27 protein-coding genes are annotated in these 25921 nt (G+C 57.8%); 14 read left to right on the top strand and 13 right to left on the bottom strand.

The window, feature by feature from the left end; translation table 11 throughout:
• Positions 1–96: 96 nt before the first annotated feature.
• Both AEP_RS04065 and AEP_RS04060 read right to left on the bottom strand, forming a co-directional pair.
• Positions 97–1437: a tyrosine-type recombinase/integrase gene (locus AEP_RS04065; protein ID WP_087494209.1), complete on the bottom strand. Its 1341-nt coding sequence runs from the start codon at positions 1435–1437 to the stop codon at positions 97–99.
• A 268-nt stretch (positions 1438–1705) separates the two neighbouring features.
• Positions 1706–2689, bottom strand: a complete 984-nt coding sequence (locus tag AEP_RS04060; protein ID WP_087494208.1) for an NADPH:quinone oxidoreductase family protein — start codon at positions 2687–2689, stop codon at positions 1706–1708.
• A gap of 125 nt (positions 2690–2814) precedes the next feature.
• Here AEP_RS04060 and surE point away from each other — a divergent pair, with 125 nt between their 5' ends.
• From surE to rlmD, 5 genes are read left to right on the top strand one after another with little or no spacing between them, the layout of a single operon-like run.
• Complete coding sequence (gene surE, locus AEP_RS04055) at positions 2815–3582, top strand: 5'/3'-nucleotidase SurE (RefSeq protein ID WP_087494207.1); 768 nt, start codon at positions 2815–2817, stop codon at positions 3580–3582.
• Positions 3579–4406, top strand: coding sequence for a protein-L-isoaspartate(D-aspartate) O-methyltransferase (locus AEP_RS04050; RefSeq protein ID WP_087494206.1), 828 nt, complete (start codon positions 3579–3581; stop codon positions 4404–4406). The genes surE and AEP_RS04050 overlap by 4 nt, the downstream gene beginning before the upstream one ends.
• 14 nt (positions 4407–4420) lie before the next feature.
• Positions 4421–5314, top strand: coding sequence for a peptidoglycan DD-metalloendopeptidase family protein (locus tag AEP_RS04045; protein WP_087494205.1), 894 nt, complete (start codon positions 4421–4423; stop codon positions 5312–5314).
• A 6-nt stretch (positions 5315–5320) separates the two neighbouring features.
• Positions 5321–6343, top strand: coding sequence for a sigma-70 family RNA polymerase sigma factor (locus AEP_RS04040; RefSeq protein WP_087494204.1), 1023 nt, complete (start codon positions 5321–5323; stop codon positions 6341–6343).
• A 27-nt stretch (positions 6344–6370) separates the two neighbouring features.
• Entirely contained in the window at positions 6371–7840 is a 1470-nt protein-coding gene (rlmD, locus tag AEP_RS04035; RefSeq protein WP_087494203.1) for a 23S rRNA (uracil(1939)-C(5))-methyltransferase RlmD, read from the top strand.
• A 53-nt stretch (positions 7841–7893) separates the two neighbouring features.
• Here the strand turns inward: rlmD and AEP_RS04030 are convergent, their stop codons facing one another.
• Both AEP_RS04030 and AEP_RS04025 read right to left on the bottom strand, forming a co-directional pair.
• On the bottom strand, positions 7894–8268 hold the full coding sequence (locus AEP_RS04030; protein WP_232459920.1) for a hypothetical protein: 375 nt from the start codon (positions 8266–8268) through the stop codon (positions 7894–7896).
• Between the two features lie 114 nt (positions 8269–8382).
• The gene (locus tag AEP_RS04025) at positions 8383–9078 is read right to left on the bottom strand and encodes a Bax inhibitor-1/YccA family protein (RefSeq protein ID WP_087494202.1); all 696 of its coding nucleotides are present in this window, start codon (positions 9076–9078) and stop codon (positions 8383–8385) included.
• Between the two features lie 212 nt (positions 9079–9290).
• Here AEP_RS04025 and AEP_RS04020 point away from each other — a divergent pair, with 212 nt between their 5' ends.
• Positions 9291–9698 (top strand): GlcG/HbpS family heme-binding protein, encoded by a 408-nt coding sequence (locus tag AEP_RS04020; protein ID WP_087494201.1) that lies wholly within the window; start codon positions 9291–9293, stop codon positions 9696–9698.
• Between the two features lie 82 nt (positions 9699–9780).
• Here the strand turns inward: AEP_RS04020 and hemP are convergent, their stop codons facing one another.
• The 7 genes from hemP to AEP_RS03985 all read right to left on the bottom strand — a co-directional run bounded on the left by hemP (position 9781) and on the right by AEP_RS03985 (position 15257).
• Entirely contained in the window at positions 9781–9999 is a 219-nt protein-coding gene (hemP, locus tag AEP_RS04015) for a hemin uptake protein HemP (protein ID WP_087494200.1), read from the bottom strand.
• A 3-nt stretch (positions 10000–10002) separates the two neighbouring features.
• Positions 10003–10425: an ExbD/TolR family protein gene (locus AEP_RS04010; protein WP_087494199.1), complete on the bottom strand. Its 423-nt coding sequence runs from the start codon at positions 10423–10425 to the stop codon at positions 10003–10005.
• A gap of 17 nt (positions 10426–10442) precedes the next feature.
• Complete coding sequence (locus tag AEP_RS04005) at positions 10443–11162, bottom strand: MotA/TolQ/ExbB proton channel family protein (RefSeq protein ID WP_087494198.1); 720 nt, start codon at positions 11160–11162, stop codon at positions 10443–10445.
• A gap of 48 nt (positions 11163–11210) precedes the next feature.
• A complete protein-coding gene (locus AEP_RS04000) occupies positions 11211–11948 on the bottom strand; it encodes an energy transducer TonB (RefSeq protein ID WP_442873352.1) in 738 nt (245 codons plus the stop codon).
• 41 nt (positions 11949–11989) lie between these two features.
• Positions 11990–12673 carry a Fe2+-dependent dioxygenase gene (locus AEP_RS03995; protein WP_087494196.1) on the bottom strand — a complete coding sequence of 228 codons (684 nt, stop codon included), beginning with the start codon at positions 12671–12673 and terminating at the stop codon, positions 11990–11992.
• Positions 12674–12701: 28 nt separating this feature from the next.
• Positions 12702–14915, bottom strand: coding sequence for a TonB-dependent receptor (locus AEP_RS03990; protein WP_087494195.1), 2214 nt, complete (start codon positions 14913–14915; stop codon positions 12702–12704).
• A 126-nt stretch (positions 14916–15041) separates the two neighbouring features.
• Complete coding sequence (locus tag AEP_RS03985; protein WP_087494194.1) at positions 15042–15257, bottom strand: (2Fe-2S)-binding protein; 216 nt, start codon at positions 15255–15257, stop codon at positions 15042–15044.
• Between the two features lie 189 nt (positions 15258–15446).
• Between AEP_RS03985 and AEP_RS03980 the strand changes: the two genes are divergently transcribed.
• Positions 15447–16208: a tetratricopeptide repeat protein gene (locus tag AEP_RS03980; protein ID WP_087494193.1), complete on the top strand. Its 762-nt coding sequence runs from the start codon at positions 15447–15449 to the stop codon at positions 16206–16208.
• 13 nt (positions 16209–16221) lie between these two features.
• On the opposite strand, the gene bfr is transcribed toward AEP_RS03980, so the two are convergent.
• Positions 16222–16698, bottom strand: a complete 477-nt coding sequence (bfr, locus tag AEP_RS03975) for a bacterioferritin (RefSeq protein ID WP_087494192.1) — start codon at positions 16696–16698, stop codon at positions 16222–16224.
• Positions 16699–17385: 687 nt separating this feature from the next.
• Between bfr and AEP_RS03970 the strand changes: the two genes are divergently transcribed.
• Positions 17386–18495 carry a DUF2325 domain-containing protein gene (locus AEP_RS03970; RefSeq protein WP_232459919.1) on the top strand — a complete coding sequence of 370 codons (1110 nt, stop codon included), beginning with the start codon at positions 17386–17388 and terminating at the stop codon, positions 18493–18495.
• Here the strand turns inward: AEP_RS03970 and ppsR are convergent.
• A complete protein-coding gene (gene ppsR / locus AEP_RS03965; protein ID WP_087497173.1) occupies positions 18449–19270 on the bottom strand; it encodes a posphoenolpyruvate synthetase regulatory kinase/phosphorylase PpsR in 822 nt (273 codons plus the stop codon). The two genes, AEP_RS03970 and ppsR, sit on opposite strands and share 47 nt — an antisense overlap.
• A 216-nt stretch (positions 19271–19486) precedes the next feature.
• Here ppsR and ppsA point away from each other — a divergent pair, with 216 nt between their 5' ends.
• From ppsA to rplI, 6 genes are all read left to right on the top strand, one after another.
• Positions 19487–21877, top strand: coding sequence for a phosphoenolpyruvate synthase (ppsA, locus tag AEP_RS03960; protein WP_087494190.1), 2391 nt, complete (start codon positions 19487–19489; stop codon positions 21875–21877).
• Positions 21877–24183, top strand: coding sequence for a VC_2705 family sodium/solute symporter (locus tag AEP_RS03955; RefSeq protein ID WP_087494189.1), 2307 nt, complete (start codon positions 21877–21879; stop codon positions 24181–24183). The genes ppsA and AEP_RS03955 overlap by 1 nt, the downstream gene beginning before the upstream one ends.
• Positions 24184–24276: 93 nt before the next feature.
• Positions 24277–24642, top strand: coding sequence for a 30S ribosomal protein S6 (rpsF, locus tag AEP_RS03950; RefSeq protein ID WP_087494188.1), 366 nt, complete (start codon positions 24277–24279; stop codon positions 24640–24642).
• 33 nt (positions 24643–24675) lie between these two features.
• A complete protein-coding gene (gene priB, locus AEP_RS03945; RefSeq protein ID WP_257789658.1) occupies positions 24676–24969 on the top strand; it encodes a primosomal replication protein N in 294 nt (97 codons plus the stop codon).
• A gap of 17 nt (positions 24970–24986) precedes the next feature.
• Entirely contained in the window at positions 24987–25268 is a 282-nt protein-coding gene (rpsR, locus tag AEP_RS03940) for a 30S ribosomal protein S18 (protein ID WP_029708819.1), read from the top strand.
• Positions 25269–25280: 12 nt separating this feature from the next.
• Positions 25281–25733 carry a 50S ribosomal protein L9 gene (rplI, locus tag AEP_RS03935; protein WP_087494186.1) on the top strand — a complete coding sequence of 151 codons (453 nt, stop codon included), beginning with the start codon at positions 25281–25283 and terminating at the stop codon, positions 25731–25733.
• Positions 25734–25921: the final 188 nt, after the last annotated feature.

Below are 25921 nucleotides of genomic sequence, written 5' to 3'. Positions count from 1 at the left end.
AATGTGTGCAGCCTTCAAATAGAAGCCCCAGCAGGCGAATGAAGGTTATTCGCTTTTCGGTCGGGGTAATTAGTCCCGGCCTATCTGGGGCAAACCTTAACTAACGGCGCGCAGCTTGCCCGGTTCGGCCTGTGCATCAAACACAATCCCGGCCTGTTCCAATATCCACGCTTCTATGCGTTCATGGTGAACCCTTAATAGTTCCAACGGGCGCACCTTGTAATGCTTCTCAGCCGTGGCGCTTGGCTTGTGGCCTTGAATCTGTGCCACTACTCCAGCAGGCACCTCTAACCATTCGGTCAGGCTTGCAAAGGAGCGGCGCAGACCGTGCAGGGTAAGCCTCCCCAATCCGGCTGCTTTACAGGCGCGGGTGTGTGGTGTGTTGGGCTCTGTTAGGCATCCGTTTGCACTTGTGGGGCTGGAAAACACCCATTCATTACGGCGGGGCAGGGCGGCTAGAAGGTGCAACATGTAGGGTGTTACAGGAATTTCGCGAGTGCCCTCCACCTTGTCGCGGATTTGAATGCCCTTCCATTGGGTGTTTAAATCCTCCCAGCGTAGCGCCAGCACTTCGCCCGGTCTTGCGCCAGTCAGCAGCATCATTTGAAGGCAGGCAGCAATAACGGGGTTTTGAATCTTTTGCACGGCGGCAAACCATGCGGCTAATTGTTCGCGTTGCAGTACATCCGTTTTTGTCCCTGCTTTGCCTAATGCTTCGCGTGCCTTTTTTGTCTTGGCTGGGTTCTTTGCTGGCAATAGGGCAGCATATGTGGGCTGTTCAGCGCACCAAGTTAGAAACACCGTCAGCAATCGCCATGCAAGCCGGGCAGACGTTGCGCGGGTTTTACCTTCGTTGGCGGCCCATGCTTCTATGGTTGCTTGGTCTAGGTCTTTGAGGGCAAGCGGCATCAATGCAGCCAGCGGCCCCGGCTTTGTTAGTTGTTTGCCACCACCACGGCGGCCAGACGGTAAGCCCCCAGCTTTGGCTTTGTCGATATGGTCACGGTAATGCAGGTCACCCCAGAATGGGCGGCGTTCTGCAATATAAGTGCCCCACACCTCGCCCACAGTGAGGGCGGCAACTTTGGCGGCTTCCACCTTTGCAGCGGCAGTCGCTTTCTTTTCAACGGCGGCGGCTTGTTTTTCGCGCTCCACTTCGCGGGGGTCTGTGCCAGTATCAACCAGCATTTTCAAGCCTTGTGCCTTTAGTCGCGCCCGTTCAATCGGCCAGTCTTTCAGGGTGCCAATGGTCATCCGGATGGTTGAACCGTGTAGGCGTGATTCAAAAACATAGGTTTTGCGGCCCGTGGGCGTTGCCCGCACCGCTAGCGTCGGCGCTTCGGTGTCCCATAGGAAGGCTTGGGGCTTGTCAGTAGGGCAGGTGAAGGCCTCCACCCGGCCAGCAGTTAAACGTACACGGCTTTCTTGCTTGCTCATGGCACCCCTAAATCTGTAGGCAACTTGTAGGCAAATGGGCTGTATATAACCGCATACCTATCAACACGTAGACTGTCTAACTATCCAGTAAATATTCCGTAACGTGTTGATTTATATAGAGTGTACCAACATCAATCAACGGGTGCAAATAGTAAAAAATAAGGATTGTGATTCCTGTTGTCGTGGGTTCGAGCCCCATCAGCCACCCCAAAACATAAAAAATGCCCGCGCAAACGGGCATTTTTTTCATCTGTACTTTGTTCGATCGCTAGGTGGCATCGTTTACCAGCACCAGCTTTCCCATCACTTGGCGCGAACCCATGTGGGCGTAGGCGGCCTTCAACTCGGACATTGGCATGGTGCGGTCGATGGCAGGTTTGATTTTTCCTTGTCCATACCACTGCGCAAGTTCTTTCATCATGGCCGTATTTGCCTGTGGCTCGCGTTTGGCGAACTCGCCCCAAAACACACCTACGATGGACGCACCCTTGAGCAGGGCAAGGTTAAAGGGCAATGCAGGAATCGGCCCTGAGGCAAAGCCCACCACCAGATAGCGTCCGCGCCACGCAATTGAGCGGAAAGCCTGTTCGGTGATGTCACCCCCCACAGGGTCGTAAATGACGTCCGGCCCTTTTCCTCCGGTGAGTTCTTTCAGTCTGTCCCGCAGATTTTCTGTGTTGTAGTTGATGGTGGTATCTGCACCCAAAGAGGTGCATAGCGCGCACTTCTCGGCGCTGGATGCCGCCGCGATCACGCGGGCACCCATGGCCTTGGCGATCTGGATCGCAGATGTCCCCACGCCGCCTGCTGCGCCCAGCACCAATACCGTTTCGCCCGCGCGCAGCTGGGCCCGGTCTACCAGCGCGTGGTAGGACGTGGCATAAATCATGATGAAGGCCGCAGCATCCACCATCGGAAATCCTGGAGGGAGAGGCATGCACAGTGCCGCCGGGGCGAGGGTGTGGGTGCCGAAGCCCCCGGTGCCACTGAGGCACGCCACCGATTGGCCGATCTGCAGGTGCTTCACGCCTTCGCCAAGCGCTGTTACCGTCCCCGCGTACTCGGCTCCGGGCACAAAGGGCAAAGGTGGTTTGATCTGGTACTTGTTTTGGACGATGAGGATGTCCGGGAAGTTCAGGCTCGCTGCCTTGATCTCTATGAGTACCTCGCCCGCTTTGGGCGTGGGGGTGGGCAGTTGTTTCCAGTTCAGGGCATCTACGCCGATGGGGTCTTCACATAGCCAGGCATGCATGGTGCTTCTCCAAATGAGTGTTTCCAAATCATAGGACTGAAGGTCGGCCCTGGGGTTGATGGAATGTCCCGACGGCGACCTCGCACCAGGCAGGCACCTACAATGCCTCAACACTCTTTTTTGCTATGAAAATTCTCATTTCCAACGACGACGGTTACCAGGCGGCAGGCATCGTGGCTCTGTACGAAGCACTCAAAGACATCGCAGAAGTCGAAGTCATTGCCCCAGAGCAAAACAACAGTGCCAAATCGAATGCACTGACCTTGCATTCCCCCTTGTACGTGCACCGTGCCTCCAATGGATTCCGCTATGTCAATGGCACTCCCGCCGACTGTGTGCACATTGCGCTGACGGGCTTGTTGGATTACCGCCCCGACCTGGTGGTCTCCGGGATCAACAATGGCGCCAATATGGGCGACGACACCATTTATTCCGGCACCGTGGGCGCAGCTATGGAGGGCTTTTTGTTCGGGATTCCTGCCATCGCTTTTTCGCAGGTTGAGCGTGATTGGGTGCACTTGCAGTCCGCCGCACTCAAGGCGCGCGAGATGGTTTTGGCCATGCACCAGCAGCAGATGATTACCACTGCGCCCTGGTTGCTCAACGTCAACATTCCCAACCTCCCCTTGGAGCAAATCGGTAGTACTCGCCTTTGCCGCTTGGGCAAACGCCACGCCGCTGAAAAAGTCATCAAGCAACAAAGCCCCCGGGGCGAAACCATGTTCTGGATTGGTGCGGCCGGCCCGGTGATGGATGACGCCGAAGGCACTGATTTCCATGCCACTGCACAGGGCCATGTAGCGGTTACACCCCTCAAGGTGGATTTGACTGACCACGCCAACCTCGGCTACTGGGCCCAAACCGTCAGCCGTATCTCCGCAGCGCCTGTATGAAGGAAAGGCCTTCCTTTCCAGCGCGCCTGGACAGCACATTGGCCAAAAACCGCCCGAGCGCCGGAGGGGGCATCGCACCTTCGGCGCCCAGACTGGTGCCGATAGCCAAAGCGCCCGTCATCGCACCCATGGTTGCCAAGTCCAAACCGGTCCCCAAAGCCATTCCGGTGCCGCAAGGGCTGGGTATGGACTCAGTGGCCGTGCGTCAGCGTATGGTGCAAAAGTTGGCCGGGCAAGGTGTGACGGACCCCTTGGTGCTCACTGCCATGGGGACGATAGAGCGGCATCGTTTTGTGGACAGCGCCCTGGTCAATCAGGCGTATGAAGACACCAGTTTGCCCATCGGTCTGGGGCAGACAATCTCCAAGCCCGGCGTGGTGTCCCGCATGATTGAGCTGATGCGCAATGGCGCTACAGGCCGCATGGGTCGGGTGCTGGAAATCGGCACCGGCTGCGGCTACCAGGCTGCGGTGCTTAGCTGTGTCGCCACCGAGGTGTACAGCATCGAGCGGCTCAAGGGCCTGCACGACAAGGCACGCGACAACCTGCGCCATTTGCGTTTGCCCAACCTGCACCTCTTATTCGGTGATGGCATGGTGGGCTACGCCCAGGGCGGGCCCTATGCAGGCATCATTTCCGCTGCGGGCGGCGATGCTTTGCCCCAAGCCTGGATCGACCAATTGGCGGTTGGTGGCCGTCTGGTTGCGCCGATGGTGCATTCGGGCGGACAAGCCTTGCTGGTCGTCGACAAGACGCCACAAGGCCTGCGCCAGAGCATTCTGGAGGCGGTGCACTTTGTGCCCCTAAAATCGGGCGTTGCCTGAAGGGAAAATTCAATATGGTGGGTTCGCGTAGTTTCTGGGTAGGTGCCATGGGCACCGCGGTGCTGGTGTTGGCCGGATGTGGTTCCAAGCCGATCACCCGTGCGCCAGTGGAAGACCGCTCCAACCAGGCGCCTCAGCAAAGCGTGAGCACCGACCCGCGCACCCAACCCGTGAAGCAGCCCCCAGGCTTTGAGAACGCAGGCAAGCCCGGCTACTACACCGTCAAGCCCGGTGACACCCTGATTCGCATCGGCCTGGAAAGCGGGCAGAGCCACAAGGACATCAGCCGCTGGAATGCACTGGATAACCCCAACAAGATTGAAGTCGGCCAGGTGTTGCGCATCGTGCCGCCGGTCGCAAACGAAACTGTCAGCGCCAAGCCGGTAGTCGCTGCTACCAGCACTACCACCGCATTGCCTCCGGCCAGCAACCCCGCTCCCGCTGCAAGCACTGCTGCCAGCGCTCCGGCCAAGGCGGCGTCTGCGCCGGCCAGCGCACCCGCTGCGACACCCGCGCCCGTCGCGGCCAGCGGTGGCGATGACACCGTGGCCTGGATGTGGCCCGGTAACGGTGCCGTATTGACCGGCTTCGATGAAGTCAAAAACAAAGGTGTGGATATTGCTGGTAACGCCGGCGATCCGGTGCTGGCTGCCGCGGAAGGTAAAGTGGTCTATGCGGGCTCCGGCTTGCGCGGTTACGGCAACCTGATCATTCTCAAGCACAACAACACCTACCTCACGGCCTACGCCCACAACCAGACCCTGCTGGTCAAAGAAGACCAGACCGTGAAGCGGGGACAGAAAATCGCCGAGATGGGCAACAGCGATGCCGACCGCGTCAAGCTGCACTTTGAAGTGCGCAAGCAGGGCAAGCCGGTAGACCCCACCAAATACCTGCCCGCCCGGTAGCACACCATGGCCCCTAACCCCGCCCTTGCCGATGATGACGACAGTGTCAACGGCGAGGGTGTGGAGCAGGATTTAGAGCCAAACAGCCCCCTGGCGCCCGATCCTTCTGCGCGTACAGCTCCTGATTTCATAGCAAAAGAAGCGCTGACCGCGGAGGAAGACCCGTCCACCCTCGAGCAGGGTCCTGACGCATTGTCGGTCTACCTGCGCGGGGTGCGCCGGACCCCGCTGTTTACCCCTGAGCAGGAGTTTGAAGTGGCGACCCGTGCGCGTGCCGGCGACTTTGCCGCCCGCCAAAGCATGATCGAGCACAACCTGCGCCTGGTGATCAGCATCGCCAAGGGGTATGCGGGGCGGGGAGTGCCTATGTCCGACCTGATTGAAGAGGGCAACCTCGGGCTTATGCATGCCATCGACAAGTTTGAGCCCGAGCGCGGGTTTCGCTTTTCCACCTACGCCACCTGGTGGATACGCCAGTCGGTAGACCGCGCGCTCATGTACCAAGGCCGAGCCGTGCGCTTGCCGGTGAACGTGGTGCGCGAGGTGCAGCAGGTGCTTCGCGCGCGCCGCCTGCTGGAGAATGATGCCGTTCTTTTGGCTCAGCGGCCTGAGGGCATCCGGGTGGAAGACATTGCCGCACTGCTTGGGCGGGATGCCGTGGATGTGACCGACCTGCTGGCCATGGCGGAGGCGCCGCGTTCGCTGGATGCCCGCAATGACGCAGGCGGCGATGAGCATTCCTTGGGCGACAGCCTTGCTGACACCTTGGCTGCAGCCCCGGACAGTACGGCGTTAGCCCATGAGGTGGACGCCTTGTTGGAACAATGGATCGCAACCCTGAATCCGCGTGAGCAAGAGGTGCTGGAAGCTCGTTTCGGCCTGCATGACCGCGACCCGGAGACTCTGGAGACGCTGAGTGAGCGGCTGGGCTTGACCCGTGAGCGGGTGCGCCAGATCCAGAATGAGGCGCTGTTCAAACTCAAGCGCTATCTGGCGCGGCGCGGGATCAAGCGGGAGTTTCTGATGTGAGTGCGCCTGACCTGAGACAATTCAGGGATGACAGACGTACAAAACAACGACATGGTTCCCCCAAAGCCGCTGCCCGAAGGCTGGCTGGCTGTTAAATCTCTCGATCTCGAAGCCCAGGGCGTGGCCCACCGCCCCGATGGCAAAGTGGTGTTCATTGAAGGCGCTTTGCCCTTTGAGGTGGTGAGTGCACAAATGCACCGCAGCAAAGCCAGTTTCGAGAAAGGCACGCTCACCGAGATCCACACCGAATCTTCCCAACGGGTGCAGCCTGCCTGCCCGCACTTTGGCTTGCATGAAGGCGCCTGCGGTGGCTGCAAGATGCAGCATTTGCATGTGGGGGCTCAGGTGGCTGTCAAACAGCGGGTGCTGGAAGACAACCTCTGGCACATCGGCAAGCTTAAGCCGGACAACGTGGTGCGCCCCATCGAAGGCCCGGCCTGGGGCTACCGCTACCGCTCGCGCCTGTCAGTGCGCTTTGTGCGAAAAAAGGGGGCAGTGCTGATCGGCTTCCACGAGCGCAAGAGCCGCTATGTGGCTGACATGAAGGTCTGCCCGGTGCTGGCGCCCCGCGTGAGTGCCATGTTGCTGCCGCTTCGCCAATTGATTGAGTCCATGGATGCAGTGGAAACGATTCCCCAGCTCGAGCTTGCCATGGGCGACATGGGCACCAGCCAGGACAGCCAGGCCGGCGTCATCGCCCTGGTGATGCGCCACATGGAGCCGCTGTCGGAGGCCGACAAGAGCCGCCTGCGCGCCTTTGCGGCCACCCAGCCCGGCCTGCAATGGTGGCTGCAGCCCAAAGGGCCGGAGACCATCCACCGCCTGGACGAGCTGCCCGGCCATGAAACCGGCGACCTGGCCTACACCTTGCCGGATTACGGCATCACCATGCCGTTCCGCCCCACGGACTTCACCCAGGTGAACCCGCACATCAACCGGGTGCTGGTGTCCCGCGCGCTGGGGCTTTTGCAGGTGCAGAAGACCGAGCGGGTGATTGACTGGTTCTGCGGGCTGGGCAACTTCACCCTGCCGCTGGCCACGCAGGCGCGCGAAGTGCTGGGCGTTGAGGGCGCGGAGTCGTTGGTAGCCCGCTCGCGTGAGAATCTGACCTTCAATTCCAAGCAAAAACAGGCTCTGGCGCCCGATGCACCTGCGCTGGCAGCTACCAAATTCGTAGCGCGCAACCTGTTTGAGATGACGCCGGAGCTACTGATTGCCGATGGCACTGCCGACAAGTGGCTGATCGACCCGCCTCGCGAAGGCGCTTACGCCTTGGTGCAAGCTTTGGCAGCCCTGCACCAGCAGCCGGAGCTGCGCAAAGGCTGGACGCCGCCCCGGCGCATCGTCTACGTCAGCTGTGCACCTTCTACGCTGGCGCGCGATGCTGGTGTCTTGGTTAATGAGGCGGGCTACACCTGCATCAAGGCCGGGGTGGTGAATATGTTCCCCCATACCGCCCACGTGGAAAGCATTGCAGTGTTTGAGCTGCAGGGCTGATACCCGGCTACAGAGGGCAGGCTGGCCTGTTCTTGGAGACAAAAAAGCGGAGCCTAGTGCTCCGCTTTTGCTTTGGCCTTGGATTTGGCCTTGGGCTCTTCATCTGACTTTTCAGTAATCACCGAATCCGCGGGCGGCGGTGGAGGTGGCGGCTTGAGACCTTGGGGTGCTATGCCTTCAATCTTGTTTTCACGCATATAGCTGTCCATTTCCTTCCAGCCTTCGAAGATGGCCGCTTTGGACGCTTTTTCATTGAGCGAGTAGCAGTCTTCAATGCTGCGCAGGCCATGGCGGCAGGCGCTGCCTATGGCTTTGGCTTCAGCTTCCCGCTGGGCGATCCGCGGGTCTGCCATTGCTGCCTGGATGGATTGCAGATCGCAACCGGCCAGCAGTACGGCAGAGAGGAGGATCAGGGGGCGAAGTGTCATAAGGCGGATGGAGTGCTGCTAGTTATATCGGCAGGTGACGCCAAGTATTAACCACAACTTGCTGAAAACAAAAAAGGCCCCGGGGGGCCTTTTTTGTTGGTGTGTGTGCAGTGCTTAGTCGCGTTCGCCACCGAAGATGCCCAACAGGGCCAGCAGATTCTGGAACACGTTCACGATGTCCAGGTACAAGGCCAGCGTAGCGGTGATGTAGTTGGTTTCGCCACCATCGACAATGCGCTTGATGTCGTACAGCATCCAGAAGCTGAAGATGCCGATAGCCGCCATGGAGAGCGCCATCATGCCAGCGGTGGAACCCACGAAGGCGTTGATCAGTCCGCCCACCAGCAGCACGATGGTGCCCACCATCAGCCACTTGCCCATGCCGGTCAGGTCACGCTTGATGACCGTGGCCAGGCTGGCCATGGCGAAAAACACGCCAGCGGTACCGCCGAACGCCGTCATGATCAGTTGCGGACCGTTGCTGAAACCCAGGGTGCGCTGGATCAGGGGCGACATCATCAAGCCCATGAAGAAGGTGAAGCCCAGCAGGACGGGGACACCTGCTGCAGAGTTCTTGGTCTTCTCAATCGCGAAGATGAAGCCGAAGGCCACAGCCAGGAACAAAACAAAGCCGAGGACGCCGCGGAACAGCGGTGCGATATTCAGTTCTACGCCAGCCCAAGCGCCCAACACGGTGGGAATCAGGCTCAGCGAGAGCAGCCAGTAAGTGTTGCGCAGCACCTTGTTGCGTTGCGCGGTCGATGCGCCATAGCCCAGGCTCTGGCCGAAGGTAGTAGTGCGATCTGTCATGGTGATACTCCAGTTAAAAAACTGCGGTGTACGCGCGGCAAGTGCTTGCGCATTCGGCAGGTGAAGACATTTTAGGGTTTTGCAAGGGCAGCCCCGGGCTTTGTGTGTCTATTCATGCCATTTCGGGTGGGGCTGATCTGCGTCAGGAGGGGGCAAATGGGCGGTTTGTTTGGGTATGCTCAGGGTTTTCACCCATCAATACCCTACACACCATGAAATCCAAAGCTGTACTCGAATTTTCTGATGTCGCCGCCATTGCGGCTGCCGCCCAAGCCGAAGCGGTCAAACACAACTGGGCGGTAAGCATCGCCATTGTGGACGACGGCGGTCACCTGTTGTCGTTCCAGCGCCTTGACGGTGCGGCTCCCATTTCCTCCCACATTGCTCCCGGCAAGGCCCGCACCGCTGCCTTGGGCCGCCGCGAGAGCAAAGTCTACGAAGACATGATCAACGGCGGACGTGTGTCCTTCCTGAGCGCTCCCAACCTGGATGCCTTGTTGGAAGGTGGCGTGCCGATCATGAAAGACGGTCAGTGCCTGGGCGCAGTGGGCGTGAGCGGTGTCAAGTCCAACGAAGACGCGCAAATTGCCAAAGCCGGCATCGCCGCCATCGGCCTGTAAGACACGGCTAGTTGCTATCAAAAAAATAGCTGCTCGCGCACATCCACTGTGCGCCGGCAGCTATTTTCACAATGAATCTCCTCTATTTGGTGAGGATGAGCTTGCCCGCCTTGGTGGTTTGCAAGCGGTAGCGTTGGCCTTTGTATTCAATGTCCACGCTCTGGCGGGTGCCCAGCAGGGCGCTGGCTTGCACCACCGGCGTGGCGGCCACGGCGGGACCGGAGACAAGGCCTGCGGCATGGGCGCGTAGCTCCGGCATGGGTGCCAGCGTGCGCAGAGCGGGTAGGGGGCTGTGGGCCATGACTTAAGGCTTGGGCTCGGTGATAAAGCCGATTTTGCGCAGTCCCGCCGTTTGCGCCGCCGCCATGGCCTGGGCCACATACTCATAGCGTGCGGCCTTGTCGCCGCGGATATGCAGCTCAGGCTGCGGTTCTTTGGCGGCCTCGGCTTGTAGCGCGGCGCCCAGCGCATCGCCGGCAACCGGTGTCTGGTTCAGGAAGTAGGCACCTTGCGCATCCACACTGAGTTGCAGGGTTTCGGGCTTGGTCTGCTGGGGCTGGCTGGTGGCGGTGGGCAGCTCCACATTCACCGCGTGTTTCATGACCGGAACCGTGATGATGAAGATGATGAGTAGTACCAACATCACGTCCACGAGGGGCGTCATGTTGATCTCGTTCATCACCTCGTTGTCGCTCTCAGAACCGGTGTCTTGCATTCCAAATGACATGGGGAACCTTTCGCCGATCAGGCTTTTTTCATGGCTACGACCTTGCCGTCAGTGCCGAGCGTGTTGCTCACACGGGCCCCGGTCACAAAGTAGGCATGCAAGTCGTGCGCAAAGCGGTTGAGCTTGGTCAGGATGGACTTGTTACCCCTTACCAGCGCGTTGTAGCCCAGCACTGCGGGAATGGCTACAGCCAGACCGAGCGCCGTCATGATCAGTGCTTCGCCGATGGGGCCCGCCACCTTGTCGATGGTGGCTTGCCCGGAGGCACCAATGCCCATGAGCGCGTGGTAAATGCCCCAAACGGTGCCGAACAGACCCACGAACGGAGCCGTGGAGCCTACCGAGGCCAAGACGGCGAGGCCGCTCTGGAAGCGGGCAGTGCTGTCGTCAATGCTGTTGCGCAAGGAGCGGCTGATCCAGTCGCTGATGTCCAGTGCGTCGTGCAGCTGGGTTTGCGTGTTGCGATGGTGGGCAGTGGCTTCCTGTCCAGCACGGGCCAGTTGCACAAATGGGTTGTCAGTAGGCGCGCCCAGCGTATCAATGCCCTCTTCAAACTCAGCGCTATGCCAGAAATTCTCCGTGCGTGCGGCCAGCGATTTGAACTTGAGGATGTCCAAGGCCTTGATCAAAATGACGATCCAGGAGGCCAGTGACATGCCTATCAGCAGCACTGCGACTGATTTGGTGACCCAGTCGCCTTGGGTCCAGAGGGTAATGAGTCCGAGTTGGGATTCCATGAAAAAGCTCCAGAAATAGGTTCAAAAAAGTAAATGGATAGTTGCGCCTCAGCGCGTCAACTGCCAGTTGATAGGCACGTCCAACCACATGCCTTGGGGCACGCCGGCTTTTTTGCCCGGCACATAGCGCCACTTGAGAGCCGTCTCCACAGAGGTTTGGTCCAATCGGTCAAAGCCGCTGCTTTGCTTCACGCTGGCCTGGCTGGCTTGGCCGTCGGTATCGATGAACACCCGGACAACCACGAGGCCTGTTTCCCGCAGGCGCTTGCTGGTGGCGGGGTAGGCAGGTCTTGCGTTGTTGAGGTAGTCGGCGTCGCTGGAAGGGAGCTCCAGTTTCGGCGGGGCTGGTGGAGCCGGCGGCGCGGCAGGTGCATTGCTGCTGCCGTTGGTACTTTGGTTGCTGCCGGCGTTGGCCATCGCTGTCGGAGCTGCAGCGGAGGGAGCCGGGGCAGTGGTATTGGGGGCTACTGCCAGTGGTGTCGGCACAGGCTGGGGCGTTGCCACCGGTGTCGGGGTGGTTGGTGCGGGTTGTTTGTTGGTAGCGGTTTTGTTAACAGATTTGGGTTGTTGCGTGGGCTGGGGTGTCGGGGTCGGTGCCTTCGACGGTGCGGCTGGCGTCATGATTTCCACCAGAATTTCGGCAGGAATCACGACTTCCGCGACGCGCCGCATGAGGCCGCTTTGCACCGCCCAGAGGACGGCGCCGTGCAGCAGCACGACGCCCAGCACGATCGCGGTGTTGCGGCTCATGGCAGGCAGTGATCGGTGGCGTTGAGATGGTTGCATTGGCATGTGTACGGGTGCGAAGTGACAGAAACCGGCGGTCTTCAGGTGTCCGCCCACATGCGCAGCATGTTGTGGTACACGCCGGTCAGTGCGGTGGTCTCTGCCGAGTCGCCGTGGCGGCGACGCATGGCGAGCAAGTTCATGTCGAGCTCATAAAGCATGCGGCGCTGCTCATCGCTGCGCACCAGGCTCTCCACCCAGAAAAAGCAGGCGATGCGTTGGCCGCGGGTGACTGGCTTGACCTGGTGCAGGCTGGTGCCGGGGTAGAGCACGGCATGGCCTGCAGGCAGCTTGACGCTTTGTTCGCCATAGGTGTCTGCAATCGTCAGTTCGCCGCCGTCATAGTCTTCAGGATCGGAGAGAAACACGGTGCAGGACACATCAGTGCGCAGGCGCTGCCCGCTGCCGGGCATATACCGCACCGAGCCGTCGATGTGGTTGCCGTAGTAATTGGTGTCGCCTCCGTAGCGGTTCACGCGGGGAGGGAACACTTTCTTTGGCAATGCAGCCGAAAAGAAGGTGGGGCTGCGGTCCAGACCGCGCAGCACCATGTCGCGGATGCTGCGCGCCTCCTCGCCCTCATGGTCGAGCTGCTCGTTGTTCTTGACCTGTTTGGCCAGCTCGCCGGTGCCTTTGCGCCCGTCCACCCACGGCGCCTCTTTCAGGAGTTGCTGTGCTTGGGCGACTTCTTGCGGAGTCAGCAGGTCGGGCAGGTGCAAAAGCATGGCGGTAGCTGGCAGCGAGGTGGATAGTTTAGAACTTGAGGTTCAGCGTGGCTTGGATGTTGCGTCCGGGCCCTGGGGTGTAGAAAGAGGTGTACAGGCCATCGGCATACAACTTGTTCAACGCGTTGGTCACGTTGACTTTGAGCGCAGTTTTCTCGCTGAATTTGTATTCACCCATCAGATCCCACGTGGCGTAAGCGGGGGCTACGACGCCCGGGTTGGTCGCCGGGGTTTGCTCGCCGCGGAAATTGATGCCGGTGCCCAAGCGGAGCTCGGGGGTGAATTGGTAGGTCGTCCACACCGTGCCACTGTGAATGGGCGTCAGACCGGGACGCTCACCTTCGCGTGCGCCGTTGGCTGTGGAGTTCGAGATGTCAATCATGGCATCAGGCATCCACATATACGAACCATAGATTTCCCACTTGCTGGTCAACATGCCGCTGAAATCCACTTCCAGACCGCTGGCGTGACGCTTGCCCGACAACAACATCTGGGTGGCTGCGGAGTCCGGGTCGGTATTGCGCTCATTGAACTTGGTGGAATGGAATATCGCCAGTCGTGTGGTGTAGCGATGGTCTGCCGAGTCCAGTTTGGCTCCGATTTCAAAGTTGCGGCTCTGCTCGGGCGGCGTGTTTTGGCTGGTGGTGGTGTAGGAATAGGTATCCGCAGAGGTATTGAAGGACGTCCCCCACGACACGTGATACGAACTCAGCTCGTTAGGCTGATACAGCGCACCCACACGCTGACTCCAGTCGCCCACTGTTTGTTCATAAGCACCGGTTTTTTGGCCTGCGGCGTTCTCGGTGATGTAGTTGCCACGCATGCGATCAAAGCGCAGGCCACCCAGCACTTTCCAGTGCTCGGCCACTTGGACGAGGTCCATGGCGTACAGCCCCAGATTGTCCGCTTGGAAAGCACTGGAGCGTGAGACTACGCGTGCGCCTTCATCCACGGATGCTCCGTCATCCGGCGTGCCCACGGTCGTAGACGTGCGGGTTGCTCCGCCGGTCACGCGAAACACATTTTTGTTTTCCTGCGCGACGTCCACGCCGGCAAACACTTCGTGGTTGACTCCCCACGCTTTGAACTTTTTGCTGTAGTCGCTCTGGAGGTAGACCGAGTTCAAGTCCTGGATCTTGTTTTGGGCCCCACGGGTAAGCACAGTCGCATCAGAGAAATTGTTCAGCCCTGTTCCTGCCGCATAGTTCCACAGTGTTGCGCGCTGGTCGCGGGTGTACACGCCGCGCCTTGCACTGGTCTTGAGTTCACTGTCGTCATCGAATCGATGGATGTGGCTCGCGGTGATGTAGTCCGCAGTTCCCTTGTTGTAGTCACTGGCCATGCCGTAATAGGTTTGCGGGGCAATTGCTTCGTTCAAGCCTGCAGTGCTTGCCGCTGCGGTAGAAGTCGGACGTATCCAACGCACGCCGTAGTTGATGCCGTTGTCGTTGTCGAGGGAGTACAAGCCTACGGAGAACTCGTCTTTGGTGCCGATTCCCCAACGGTAGTTGGCGGCTATTCCTCGCTTGTCGATGCTGCTGCCTGCACCGTTGTTGTCGGCTTTGGTGACCATCGCGTTGATGCGCAGCCCGGAGTCCTCACCAGTCTTGATATTGAAGTCCCCTGTGACCCGGCGGTAGTTGTAGCTGCCCAGCGTGGTGGTGACTTCATGGTCATCAATAGCCCGTCCTTGTTTGCTGGCTTGGTTGACTGCACCACCCGTGGAGCCCCGACCAAAAAGCATGGATGCAGAACCGCGCAGGAGTTCAATCTTGTCGCTATTGAATGTGTCGCGGTCGTAAAACGCCGGGTCACGCATGCCGTCGACATAGATGTCACCCGTTTGCGCCAAGGAAAAACCACGTAACCGAATGTCTTCCTCACCACCTTCCGCCGCCAGAAAAGTCACGCCTGCGGTGTTGTGCAGCACGTCTTTGAGGGTATCCAGGTTACGGTCATCCACCAGTTTCTCAGTCACTACGGTGATGGATTGAGGTACGTCTCTGAGGTCTTGTTTGCCTTTGCCGATGCTGGTGGTGGTTGCGCGTACAGAGTCCTTGCCTTGTTCTTCTTCAAGCTGCTCGGTGATGGTGATTTGCTTCAGTGACTTGACGGGCTCTCCGGCACTCTCCTGGGCAACTGCAGAGAATGAACCTGCAAGCAGCATGGCTCCCAAGGGCAGGAGGGTGGTGGCAGCTACCGGAGGCGGGGCGGCAATAAGGAGGGGTTTGGATGTGGGCATAGCGTTCAAAACGTTCAATTGAAAGAATCTGCTGGCTATGTCCTGAGCACCGGGATAGGGCTCTGACTTGGCTTGCTGATTGGGTGGATAAACAAGAAGCATTCTTGTTTATGTAGAAAAAATGATTTACAAAGAGCGCGTCACCATCATGGTCTTCCACGCTCCGTGGACCATGGCCGCATTGGCGTGGCATTGCTCCACCACGTCACGCGCACAGTCTTCGCAGCGGCCACATTGTGTAGCGACACCGAGATCAATCTGGATGTCCTCGAAGCTCTTCCCTTCACTGGCGTGTTGGTGAATTTCCTTGTCGGATACGCGGTGGCAGACGCAAACAATCATGAGACGCTTACTGAGTGTTGATCGGAGCTCGTATTCTAAATAAGAATTCGTCGCATTTGCATTGCATGTAAAAAAATGTGTAGTGTTTGTGGGGTTGTGTCTACAAAACTGGGCTGTGCGCCCTGTTGCATTCCGGAATAGTTCAGTAACAGATATAGTTGAGAATTATTCGTATTTGATTTCTGCTCCATGACATTCCCGCCAAAGCCATTCAGTCTTGCCGAAATAGCGGCCATGAACCCCGCTGCCTGGCAAGCGGTGATTGGCGCAGAACCCCGGAGTGCAGCGCAGTGGATGCGGCATGCGTCTGAGCTCGGAAGTGCTGACGCACAGACGGTCATAGGCCAATGGCTGCTCGATGGTCATGGGGAGGAGGCCAACCATAAAGAGGCCTTGCGTTTTTTCCTGAAAGCCGGAACTCAGGGCCAAGTCATGGGCATGAACATGTGTGGTCGTTGCTTTGAAAACGGGTGGGGTACTGCCGTGGATTTTTTTGCTGCAGCAAATTGGTTCCGGCAGGCTGCGCACAATGGCTTGGATTCCGGTATGTACAACTACGCTAACTTGCTGGCAGCCGGAAAGGGTGTCAAGAAAAACGACGATGAAGCATTGCAGTGGTACACGACAGCTGCCAAGTTAGGGCACGCGAAGTCCATGACCAAGATCGGGCACTTTCATGAAGACGGTCGCGTAGTGGCCAAAGACGCAGAGTCCGCTTTGGCTTGGTTCAAAAAGGGTGCCGAAGGGGGAGACTTCCGAGGGCAGTTCAACTATGCCAGCATGCTGGCGGAGCGGGGCAGGGGGGAAGAGGCCCTGTTTTGGTTGGAAAAGGTTCCGCTCACCGCGACCGCGGCCTACAAGCGATTGGTAGGGGATAAGTTGTTGAACTCACCCCATGCCACATTTCAGGCGGTGGGGCGGGCCATGCTGGCAGACGCTGTGTCTGCCTGAGCGCGTAGCAGGGTCAAGAAAGCTCGCCCATCTGGCTTTGCAGATAGTTTTGCAATCCGACTTTGGAGATCAGATCGATCTGGGTTTCCAGGAAATCAATGTGTTCCTCGGTGTCATCCAGAATCTTTTGCAACAGGTCACGCGATACGTAATCGCGCACTGACTCGCAATGCGCAATGCCTGCTTTGATTGTGGATTGCGCTCCGACCTCTGCTTTCAAGTCGCATTCCAGAGCTTCGGGAACGGACTCTCCGACCATGATTTTTGCCATGTCTTGCAGGTTGGGTAGGCCATCCAGCATGAAGATGCGGTCCATCAGCATGTCTGCATGCTTCATTTCCCCTATGGACTCTTCGTACTCTTTTTTGGCGAGTTTGTCGAAGCCCCAGTGTTTGTACATCCGGTAATGCAGGAAGTACTGGTTGATAGCGGTCAGTTCATTCTTGAGCTGCGCCTGCAAATGGGAAATGACTTGTGCGTCGCCTTTCATGGGGACCTCCTGTTTGTGAAAGCTTGAATTATCCCGTCGTCACTCCTTTGCAGTGTTGTAAAGAACTGCAAATTTCCCACGTAAGCGTGGTGATTACATCGACTTAAATGAGAATGATTCGCATATACTTAATGAAATTCAGCGAACTCACTTCCCGATTAAGGACAGACCATGCAGATTGAAAGAGACAGGCATTCGAGTGAGAGTGGAGAGCAAAACGACCCGGAGAATTGGTCCGCGCGTTCAGATTCGACAGTGGATGCTGCCCAAAGTCCGGCTGTTGCTGCACTAGGTCACAGCCGCATCCGGTTCACCTCCATGGGTTCGGGGCGATACCGTGACCTGTGCCCCTGCTGCGCCCCGGAATTGCTGAACTCTCCCGTGAAGCCGACGAAGCGAACCAAGCACGTTCCGGCCATTGCGTGGCGGGCCCGCTTGCTGTCACAAAGACAGAGTGAATGCCATTAAGGTACAAGCCGAAATTGAGGTTCAAATATGCCGCTAGCGCACGATAAATATGCGGGAACAGCTATAAAAAATGTAGCGGTTCACCGGAATGAATCTGGGGCGAAACCTGTGCCCTCAATGCCATCCTATGCCTTGTCAGAGCCACCAAACTCCGGCTCCCGTCGCAAGCGCTTGTGGGATCTGGAGAGTCACTGCCATTGCCCCTTGGTTGGAGTCTGCTTGCCGATAGATACCCTCCGGCGTCTCGTCAACAAAGCTTTGGGCGCAAGTGCATTGGCGAATGACTATGAAGTGCATTCCGGCGCGGTCTCTGAGGCAGCGAGACGATGCAAGCTTTCTGAGCTGATGCAGGCAGAGCTGGACTCCCGATACGTGCGCGAAATCCGCGCATACAAATCCGCAAAAGATTCTCAAGCTTTGGCGGAATTGTGGGTCCGATCGCTCAAGGCGGGTGACGTGGCCGGTGCTTTCTGGGCCGCTTTGACCCATCCTCGTTGTGAGGCTGCGCTTAGGGATGCAATGTGCAAAGACCTGCACATGTTTCAACATCAAGCCGGTGCGGGTGTACGTTTGGAGATCGCCCGTTTCAATGCATTGGCAGATGAGAACGCGTTACTCGGTCGTGAACTGGGGAAAATCCAAGAGCGCATGACGCGCGTGATGACGGAGAAAAATGCAGAGCTGGAGCAGACGCAGGCCTTGCTGCTGCAAGCGCGTGCTGATGCCATTGCCAAGGACACCCGCTTGGCCTTGATGGCCGAAGCGTTAGAGAGTCTGCGTAGTTCCATTCAGGACCTGTCAGACAAGGAGCGCTTGCAAGCCCGCCTGGGCCGCGCCTTGGATCGTCAGCACGAATTGGAGATGCAGAACGCGGACTTGCGGCGACGCGTCATTCAGGCAGAGCGCGTCCCTGAAGAAGTTGCACAAGGTGTTCCACGATACACACAACCTGTGCAAGAGCAGCGGGCATTGGCAAACGCGCCTGTACCGCTATTTCAGAAGGTGGTGCTTTGTGTGGGCGGGCGCATTGGCAATGTGGCCAATTACCGCCAAGTGGTGGAGCGGGTGGGAGGACATTTTGCACACCATGACGGAGGCGTAGAGGACAACGCCTCGCTGTTGGATGCCAACCTGGCCGCAGCTGACCTGGTGATTTGCCAGACCGGATGTATCAGCCACAACGCCTATTGGCGGGTAAAGGACTTCTGCAAAAGAACCGGCAAACAATGCGTTTACGTGGAAAGTGCGAGTGTTTCATCGCTAGAGCGTGAACTACAGGCTCTCAGTACACCAAGCGTTCAGGATGTATTTCCTGAAGGATCGTCGTAGCAATTTCTTCGATGGATTTGGTGGTGGTGGACAGCCAACGGATGCCGGTGCGGCGCATCATGGCTTCTGCCTCACTCACTTCCATACGGCAGTTCTCCAGAGACGCGTACCTGGAATTGGGGCGGCGCTCGTTGCGGATTTCGGCCAAACGCTCCGGCTGGATCGTGAGACCGAAAATTTTTCCGCGGTGCGGCACCAGCGCAGGAGGAAGTTGGCGACGTTCGAAATCTTCAGGTATCAGCGGATAGTTAGACGCTTTCAGGCCGTATTGCATGGCCAGATACAGTGATGTGGGGGTCTTCCCGCTGCGGCTTACGCCCACCAGAATCACGTCGCTTTGCTCCAGGTCACGGTTGCTTTGACCATCGTCGTGAGCCAGAGAGAAGTTGATGGCCTCAATCCGGTCGTGGTATTCCTTGCTTTTGCTTGCATCACTGAAGCGGCCGATGCGGTGGTTGGACTTGAGGCCCAACTCTTGCTCCAAGGGGTGAACAAACATCCCGAACATATCGAGCAACATGCCCTGACAGCCTTCCTGAATGACTTTCAGTACATCCATGTTCACCAAGGTCGTGAACACAATGGGCTTGTTGCCGTCCACCACACCCGTATGGTTGATTTGCCGGACCGCCTGGTGAGCCTTGTCGACGGTGTCCACAAAGGGCAGGCGCACATGCCTTGCCTTGGTTTCGAACTGGGCCAGGATGGCATTGCCGAATGTCTCGGCGGTGATGCCAGTGCCGTCAGAGATGAAAAAAACAGAGCGTTGGGGCATGGTATTCCGGGTAATGGCGTCAGTCAGTTGCAAGCGCACAGGGGTTTTCCGTAATCGGGTTACACGGTGTGCACACCTACAATCACCGCAATTTAGCGCATTTAGGTACCGGTTACGTTTCCCACAACAGCAACAACAGGAAAGTGACAGGCTGCGCGACCCGCGCCCGGCATGGTCCGGCGGGTCATGGAAAGGTTTTAACTTCTGGAGCATCCTATGTCTGAACTTTTCAATGCGACCGACCTGGTCGTGCCCTTCGAGCGCTTGCGCATGACGGACGTTGAGTCCGTCGGCGGCAAGAACGCCAGCTTGGGAGAGATGATTTCCCAGCTACCGCAAGGCGTGCGGGTCCCCACGGGCTTTGCCACTACAGCCCACGCATTCCGCCAGTTTTTGGCCCACGACGGATTGGCTGACAAGATCAGCGCAAAACTGAAAAACCTGGACACCGAGGACGTGCGGGCATTGGCCACAGTGGGCGCAGAAATCCGTGCCATGGTGGAGACGCAGCCTTTTCCGGCTGATTTGGAGCAATCGATCCGCGATGCCTTTGCCACCTTGTCGGCCGGCAACGACCAAGCCAGTTTCGCCGTGCGTTCGTCGGCCACTGCGGAAGACCTGCCGGATGCCTCATTTGCAGGTCAGCAGGAAACCTATCTGAACGTGGTGGGCATCGAAGATGTGCTCCACAAGATGAAAGAGGTATTCGCTTCTTTGTACAACGATCGCGCGATCAGCTATCGCGTGCACAAAGGTTTCGCGCATGACGTGGTAGCGCTGAGTGCAGGTGTGCAGCGCATGGTGCGCTCGGATCTGGGTGCTGCCGGCGTGATGTTCACGATCGATACCGAGTCTGGTTTTGATCAGGTGGTTTTCATCACCTCCAGCTATGGCTTGGGTGAGACAGTGGTGCAGGGTGCGGTGAACCCCGACGAGTTTTACGTGCACAAGCCCATGCTCAAGGCGGGCAAGCGCGCGGTGATCCGCCGTAACCTGGGCTCCAAGCTCTTGCAGATGGTGTTCACCACCCCCGAGGAAAAAGCAGCAGGCGGCAAGTTGGTGAAAACCACCGATGTCCCCACTGAGTTGCGTAACCGCTACTCTTTGACCGACGCTGATGTGGAGTTGCTCGCGCAGTACGCCTTGGTGATTGAAGAGCACTATGGTCGCCCCATGGATATCGAGTGGGGCAAAGACGGCATAGACGGCCAGCTCTACATCCTGCAAGCCCGCCCTGAGACCGTGAAGAGCCAGGCAGGGGCGACAGCCGAGTACCGCTACAAACTCAAAGGCAAGGGCAATGTGGTGGCCGAAGGTCGCGCCATCGGTCAGAAGATTGGCACAGGCCCGGTGCGCATCGTGCACAACATCAGCGAGATGGACAAAGTGCAGGCCGGCGACGTGTTGGTCACTGACATGACTGACCCCAACTGGGAACCGGTCATGAAGCGCGCGAGCGCCATCGTGACTAACCGGGGCGGCCGGACCTGCCATGCGGCCATCATTGCCCGTGAGTTGGGTATTCCTGCAGTGGTTGGATGTGGCAACGCTACGGACCTGTTGAAAGAAGGCATGCTGGTGACGGTGAGCTGCGCAGAGGGCGACACCGGCTTCATTTACGACGGTTTGTTGGAAACCGAAGTGTCTGAGGTACAGCGCGGCGTGATGCCCGAAATCCCCGTCAAGATCATGATGAACGTCGGCAACCCACAGTTGGCATTCGACTTCTGTCAATTGCCAAATCAGGGTGTGGGCCTAGCCCGGTTGGAGTTCATCATCAACAACAACATTGGCGTGCACCCCAAGGCCATTTTGGACTATCCCAATGTGGATGCGGATCTGAAGAAGGCGGTGGAGTCTGTGGCGCGCGGCCACGCGTCGCCCCGTGCGTTTTATGTAGACCGGGTGGCGGAGGGGGTTGCAACTATCGCGGCAGCTTTCTGGCCCAAGCCAGTCATCGTGCGTTTGAGCGACTTCAAGAGCAACGAGTACCGCAAATTGATCGGCGGCAGCCGGTATGAACCGGAAGAAGAAAACCCGATGCTCGGTTTCCGTGGCGCCGCCCGATATATCAGCACGGAGTTCGGCGAGGCATTCGCCATGGAATGTGAGGCGCTGAAGCGTGTGCGTAATGAAATGGGGCTGACCAATGTGCAGGTTATGGTGCCGTTTGTACGTACCCTGGGCCAGGCGAAACGGGTGACCGAGTTGATGGGCCGTCATGGCTTGCGCCGCGGCGAGGCAGACCTCAAGCTCATCATGATGTGCGAGATTCCGAGCAATGCGATCCTGGCTGATCAGTTCCTGGAGTTCTTTGACGGCTTCTCTATCGGCTCCAACGATCTGACCCAACTCTCCTTGGGGCTGGATCGTGATTCAGGTCTGGACCTCCTGGCGGCGGACTTTGACGAGCGCGATCCGGCCGTGAAAGCGCTGATCACCATGGCGATCGATGCTTGCAAGCGTCAGGGCAAGTACGTGGGCATTTGCGGTCAGGGGCCTAGCGATCACCCTGACTTTGCAAAGTGGCTGGAACAGCAGGGGATTTCCTCCATTTCGCTGAATCCTGATTCCGTGATTGCCACCTGGCAGCAACTAGCGGTCTGATGCCAGAGACGACAACCCGGCGTAACTGGCGCTTGCATGCGAGCCTGCTTGCGCTGTGGTTTGTTTTCTCTTTCGGGGTTACTTTTTTTGCACGCGATCTGCCCGGAAATTTTTTTTCCTGGCCGATCGCGTATTGGTTTGCGGCACAGGGATCACTACTGATATTTATTGGCATCGTGGTCGCGTTTGCCATCGTTGCCAACCGGCGCTCCGCGGAAGCCTTTTTGTTTGATGCCACTGAATACCGGCAGTACACGACAAGCCTTCACAAGCGCTTTGCGACTTTTGTAGTTGGCTTGCTTTTCTTTCTTGTGGCCTTGGCGCTGGCTGAACAATGGGGCTTGCCGAAAGCGTGGGTCGCCGGCATTTTTTTGTCGGTGACTTTGGTCTTGTACGCGGTAATCGGGGTATTCGCTCGCACTGCGGATGCGAATGAATACTACGTAGCTGGCCGTCGAATTCCCGGTGTCTATAACGGCATGGCGACTGCTGCAGATTGGATGAGCGCTGCTTCGTTCATCAGCCTGGCCGGAGGCTTGTATTCACAAGGTTTCAGTGGTTCGGGCACGCAGCCGGGCGGTTTGGCTTACGTGCTAGGTTGGACGGGCGGGTTTTGCCTGGTGGCTTTGTTGGTCGCACCGTACTTGCGCAGCATGAATATTTACACCGTACCGGATTTCTTCCGGATTCGGTTTGGCGGGCACTGGCCGCGGCGAATTGCGGCTTGGTCTGCGGTGTTGTGCTCGTTTACCTATGTAGTTGCGCAGCTTTATGGCGTCGGCTTGATTACGTCCCGTTTGACGGGGGTGCATTTTGAGATCGGCATTCTTCTGGCGCTCGGGGGCGTGCTCGTCTGCTCCTTCTTGGGTGGAATGCGGGCGGTCACTTGGACGCAGGTCACCCAATATGTAGTCATTATTCTGGCGTTTCTCATCCCTGTCTCATGGCTGTCTTACCAGCAGACCGGGAATCCGTTCGCCCCCCTCGCTTATGGGCAACAGCTGGTGAAAATCACCGATTTGGAAGCCTCGTTTGCGGTTTCGCCCCAAGAGCAGGAAGTTATTGCTATCTATGCGCGTCGTGCGGAGGAGTTCCGACGCAAGCTGCTGGATGTTGAGGCTTCTTTGGCGGAAGAGCGCGAGGAGCTGAGGCGTCAACTGAGGATCCTGGGCGATAGCAAGGCACCGGATGCTTTGGTTCAAGCCACTCGCAAGTCTCTGGCTGCACTTCCCAAAGATGCGGTAGCTGCACGAGACATGTGGACTCGCGGACTTGTTGAGAACACTGAGAGGGCACGAGTACTTGGCGGTATGGCACCGCAAACGCGGGCTTTTGCCGGCAATCCGGATGGCAACGCGGATGAGCAAGCGGAATTCAACACTTCTCGTGCCAACTTCCTGGCGCTGATGTTTTGTCTCATGGTGGGCACGGCCGGTTTGCCTCACCTTTTAACCCGCTACTACACCACTCCTGGCGTTATCCAGACGCGGAGGTCGGTGGCCTGGTCGCTGGTTTTCATCGCGCTCTTGTATCTCTCGGCGCCGGCGTTGGCTGTTCTGGTCAAGTACGAGGTCATGGCGCATCTGGTGGGGCAATCCTTTGATGCACTTCCGGGGTGGATGCTTCAATGGTCCAAGGATCCGAATCTGCTTTCGTTCAGCGATGTGAATAGTGACGGGGTGCTGCAGTTCGCAGAGCTGCGGCTGGGGGCGGATTTGATCATGCTTGCGTCACCGGATATAGGCGGGCTACCTTATGTAGTGTCAGTGCTGGTGGCTGCCGGTGGCTTGGCTGCAGCGCTATCCACGGCAGACGGATTGCTGCTGACCATCGGCAATGCACTTGCACATGATGTGTACTTTGAGGGCAATAGCAACAAGGCGGAGGCCATGCGCAGGGTGATGCTGTCAAAGTTCGCCTTGTTGGTGGTGGCATTGATGGCTGCCTATGCGGCAGCACAGCGACCGGCTGGAATCCTCTATCTGGTGTCCGCGTCGTTTTCGCTTGCAGGTGCGGCCTTTGTGCCTGCCATGGTTCTGGGTATTTTCTGGAAGCGCATGACACGGTCCGGTGCGGTGGCCGGCATGTTGGCCGGGCTGGGTACCACGGTGGTCTACATGGTGCTTAACTTTCCGGTTTTACGGCAGTGGTTCGGATTGTCAGGCGAACATCTCTGGTTTGGAATTCAACCCGTATCGGCTGGAGTTTTTGGAGTTCCTGTCGGGGTACTGGTCGCCGTTATTGTCAGCTTGTTGAGTTCTTCTGACTCGCCGGACGACAGGGATTTGGCTCCTCCCTTGGGTTAGGCTATAATCATGGGCTTCGCCTTGCTGCACCCTGTCTAGACGCCGGGGGCAGCTTTTTCAACCCAGATGCTGGGAAATCCTCAAGGAGTATCAATGCGTCATTACGAAATCATCCTCATGATCCACCCGGATCAGAGCGAACAAGTTCCTGCAATGCTGGAGCGTTACAAGGGCATGATCACCGCTGGCGGTGGCAAGGTGCACCGTGTTGAAGACTGGGGCCGTCGTCAGATGGTTTACATGATCAACAAGCTGGCCAAGGCCCACTACCTGTGCGTCAACATTGAAGCCGACCAGGCTGTAATGTCTGAACTGGAACACGCATTCAAGTTCAACGACGCCGTGTTGCGCCACCTGACTGTGTCCAAGAAGAAAGCCGAAACCGGTCCTTCTTCCATGATGAAGACAGTCGAGCGTGAAGACGCGCGCAAGGCCCAGCAGGCCGAGTACCAAGCCTAATTGAACGGGTCAACGGACCTTTCCCGTTAAGGAGTGCAAGCGAATTCATTGGTTCTAGGTGCTTGTATCGCAGAGGTAGAAACCATGCGCTATACACCGGCAGGCTTACCAGCCTTGAATCTGCGGCTCGAACATGAGTCAGTCGTTCAGGAAGCCGGTAGCAGCAGAACCGTGAAGGTGGTAGTCAAGGCGGTGGCCTTCGGAACTCTGGCAGAGCGGCTTGCCAAGCAAGCCATAGGCAGTGTCTGGAACTTCACCGGTTTTTTGGCTAATGCACGACAGGGAAAGTCAGTCGTTTTCCATATTCAAGAATTTTTGCAAGATTAATTTTTTAGGAGTCCATCATGCCCGGACCAAAACGTTTCAACAAAGACAAGCGCCCCAAGCGCAATACCCAATCGCTGCTGTTCAAGCGCAAGCGTTTCTGCCGCTTCACCGTGACCGGTGTGGAAGAAATCGACTACAAAGATATCGACACTTTGCGTGATTTCATTGCTGAAAACGGCAAGATTATCCCCGCACGCCTGACCGGCACCCGCGCTATTTTCCAGCGCCAACTGAACACCGCTATCAAGCGCGCTCGCTTCTTGGCGATGCTGCCTTACAGCGACCAGCACAAGATCTAAGGAGTCCCGACCATGCAAATCATTCTGCTCGACAAGGTCGTGAACCTCGGCAACCTCGGCGAAATCGTCAAGGTCAAAGACGGCTACGCTCGCAACTTCCTGATCCCCTCCGGCCGTGCACGCCGTGCTACTGAATCTGCCAAGGCAGAGTTCGAAGCCAAGCGCGCCGAACTGGAAAAAGCAGCTGCAGCCAAGTTGGCTGAATGCCAGGCTTTGGGCGAAAAGCTCGGTGGTACAACTATCAAGTTGACCCAAAAGGCTGGCGTGGACGGCCGTTTGTTCGGTTCCGTCACCAACTATGACATCGCTGAAGAACTGGGCAAGACTGGCTACAAAGTGGCCAAGTCCCAGATCCGCATGCCTAACGGCCCTATCAAGGTCGTGAGCGACAGCACTGTGAGCGTGGCTCTGCACACTGACGTGGTGGTGGATATCACTGTGTCTGTGTACGGCGAAACCGCTTAAGCAGTCTTTGGCATGCCGCCTGGCAACAGGCAGTATCCGCACAAAAGCCGCCAGGGCCTGTCCCTTGCGGCTTTTGTATTTTGTGCGGGCACTTATCCCGCTATTTGCACAGTTTTCCCACAGCTTGCCCCCAGCCTTTCCCTCGACGCGCGCTCCGGCCCGCTTTAGGATGAAGGGTTCCAAGGAAA

It is taken from the genome of Curvibacter sp. AEP1-3, from assembly GCF_002163715.1.
Taxonomy (GTDB): Bacteria; Pseudomonadota; Gammaproteobacteria; order Burkholderiales; family Burkholderiaceae_C; genus Allorhodoferax.
This window is presented reverse-complemented; position numbering and strand designations above follow the sequence as displayed.

What these genes read in the sequence shown, in the direction of transcription:
- AEP_RS04005 (WP_087494198.1), bottom strand. Translation starts at nt 11,162, where the DNA reads ATGGAATCCCAACTCGGACTCATTACCCTCTGGACCCAAGGCGACTGG.
- rlmD (WP_087494203.1), top strand. Translation starts at nt 6,371, where the DNA reads ATGACAGACGTACAAAACAACGACATGGTTCCCCCAAAGCCGCTGCCC.
- AEP_RS03980 (WP_087494193.1), top strand. Translation starts at nt 15,447, where the DNA reads ATGACATTCCCGCCAAAGCCATTCAGTCTTGCCGAAATAGCGGCCATG.
- rpsR (WP_029708819.1), top strand. Translation starts at nt 24,987, where the DNA reads ATGCCCGGACCAAAACGTTTCAACAAAGACAAGCGCCCCAAGCGCAAT.
- bfr (WP_087494192.1), bottom strand. Translation starts at nt 16,698, where the DNA reads ATGAAAGGCGACGCACAAGTCATTTCCCATTTGCAGGCGCAGCTCAAG.
- AEP_RS04020 (WP_087494201.1), top strand. Translation starts at nt 9,291, where the DNA reads ATGAAATCCAAAGCTGTACTCGAATTTTCTGATGTCGCCGCCATTGCG.
- AEP_RS04045 (WP_087494205.1), top strand. Translation starts at nt 4,421, where the DNA reads ATGGTGGGTTCGCGTAGTTTCTGGGTAGGTGCCATGGGCACCGCGGTG.
- AEP_RS04050 (WP_087494206.1), top strand. Translation starts at nt 3,579, where the DNA reads ATGAAGGAAAGGCCTTCCTTTCCAGCGCGCCTGGACAGCACATTGGCC.
- rpsF (WP_087494188.1), top strand. Translation starts at nt 24,277, where the DNA reads ATGCGTCATTACGAAATCATCCTCATGATCCACCCGGATCAGAGCGAA.
- surE (WP_087494207.1), top strand. Translation starts at nt 2,815, where the DNA reads ATGAAAATTCTCATTTCCAACGACGACGGTTACCAGGCGGCAGGCATC.
- AEP_RS04060 (WP_087494208.1), bottom strand. Translation starts at nt 2,689, where the DNA reads ATGCATGCCTGGCTATGTGAAGACCCCATCGGCGTAGATGCCCTGAAC.
- AEP_RS03990 (WP_087494195.1), bottom strand. Translation starts at nt 14,915, where the DNA reads ATGCCCACATCCAAACCCCTCCTTATTGCCGCCCCGCCTCCGGTAGCT.
- AEP_RS04065 (WP_087494209.1), bottom strand. Translation starts at nt 1,437, where the DNA reads ATGAGCAAGCAAGAAAGCCGTGTACGTTTAACTGCTGGCCGGGTGGAG.
- AEP_RS04025 (WP_087494202.1), bottom strand. Translation starts at nt 9,078, where the DNA reads ATGACAGATCGCACTACTACCTTCGGCCAGAGCCTGGGCTATGGCGCA.
- AEP_RS03985 (WP_087494194.1), bottom strand. Translation starts at nt 15,257, where the DNA reads ATGATTGTTTGCGTCTGCCACCGCGTATCCGACAAGGAAATTCACCAA.
- ppsA (WP_087494190.1), top strand. Translation starts at nt 19,487, where the DNA reads ATGTCTGAACTTTTCAATGCGACCGACCTGGTCGTGCCCTTCGAGCGC.
- AEP_RS03995 (WP_087494196.1), bottom strand. Translation starts at nt 12,673, where the DNA reads ATGCTTTTGCACCTGCCCGACCTGCTGACTCCGCAAGAAGTCGCCCAA.
- AEP_RS04030 (WP_232459920.1), bottom strand. Translation starts at nt 8,268, where the DNA reads ATGACACTTCGCCCCCTGATCCTCCTCTCTGCCGTACTGCTGGCCGGT.
- AEP_RS03955 (WP_087494189.1), top strand. Translation starts at nt 21,877, where the DNA reads ATGCCAGAGACGACAACCCGGCGTAACTGGCGCTTGCATGCGAGCCTG.
- hemP (WP_087494200.1), bottom strand. Translation starts at nt 9,999, where the DNA reads ATGGCCCACAGCCCCCTACCCGCTCTGCGCACGCTGGCACCCATGCCG.
- AEP_RS04040 (WP_087494204.1), top strand. Translation starts at nt 5,321, where the DNA reads ATGGCCCCTAACCCCGCCCTTGCCGATGATGACGACAGTGTCAACGGC.
- AEP_RS04010 (WP_087494199.1), bottom strand. Translation starts at nt 10,425, where the DNA reads ATGTCATTTGGAATGCAAGACACCGGTTCTGAGAGCGACAACGAGGTG.
- ppsR (WP_087497173.1), bottom strand. Translation starts at nt 19,270, where the DNA reads ATGCCCCAACGCTCTGTTTTTTTCATCTCTGACGGCACTGGCATCACC.
- AEP_RS04000 (WP_442873352.1), bottom strand. Translation starts at nt 11,948, where the DNA reads ATGCAACCATCTCAACGCCACCGATCACTGCCTGCCATGAGCCGCAAC.
- rplI (WP_087494186.1), top strand. Translation starts at nt 25,281, where the DNA reads ATGCAAATCATTCTGCTCGACAAGGTCGTGAACCTCGGCAACCTCGGC.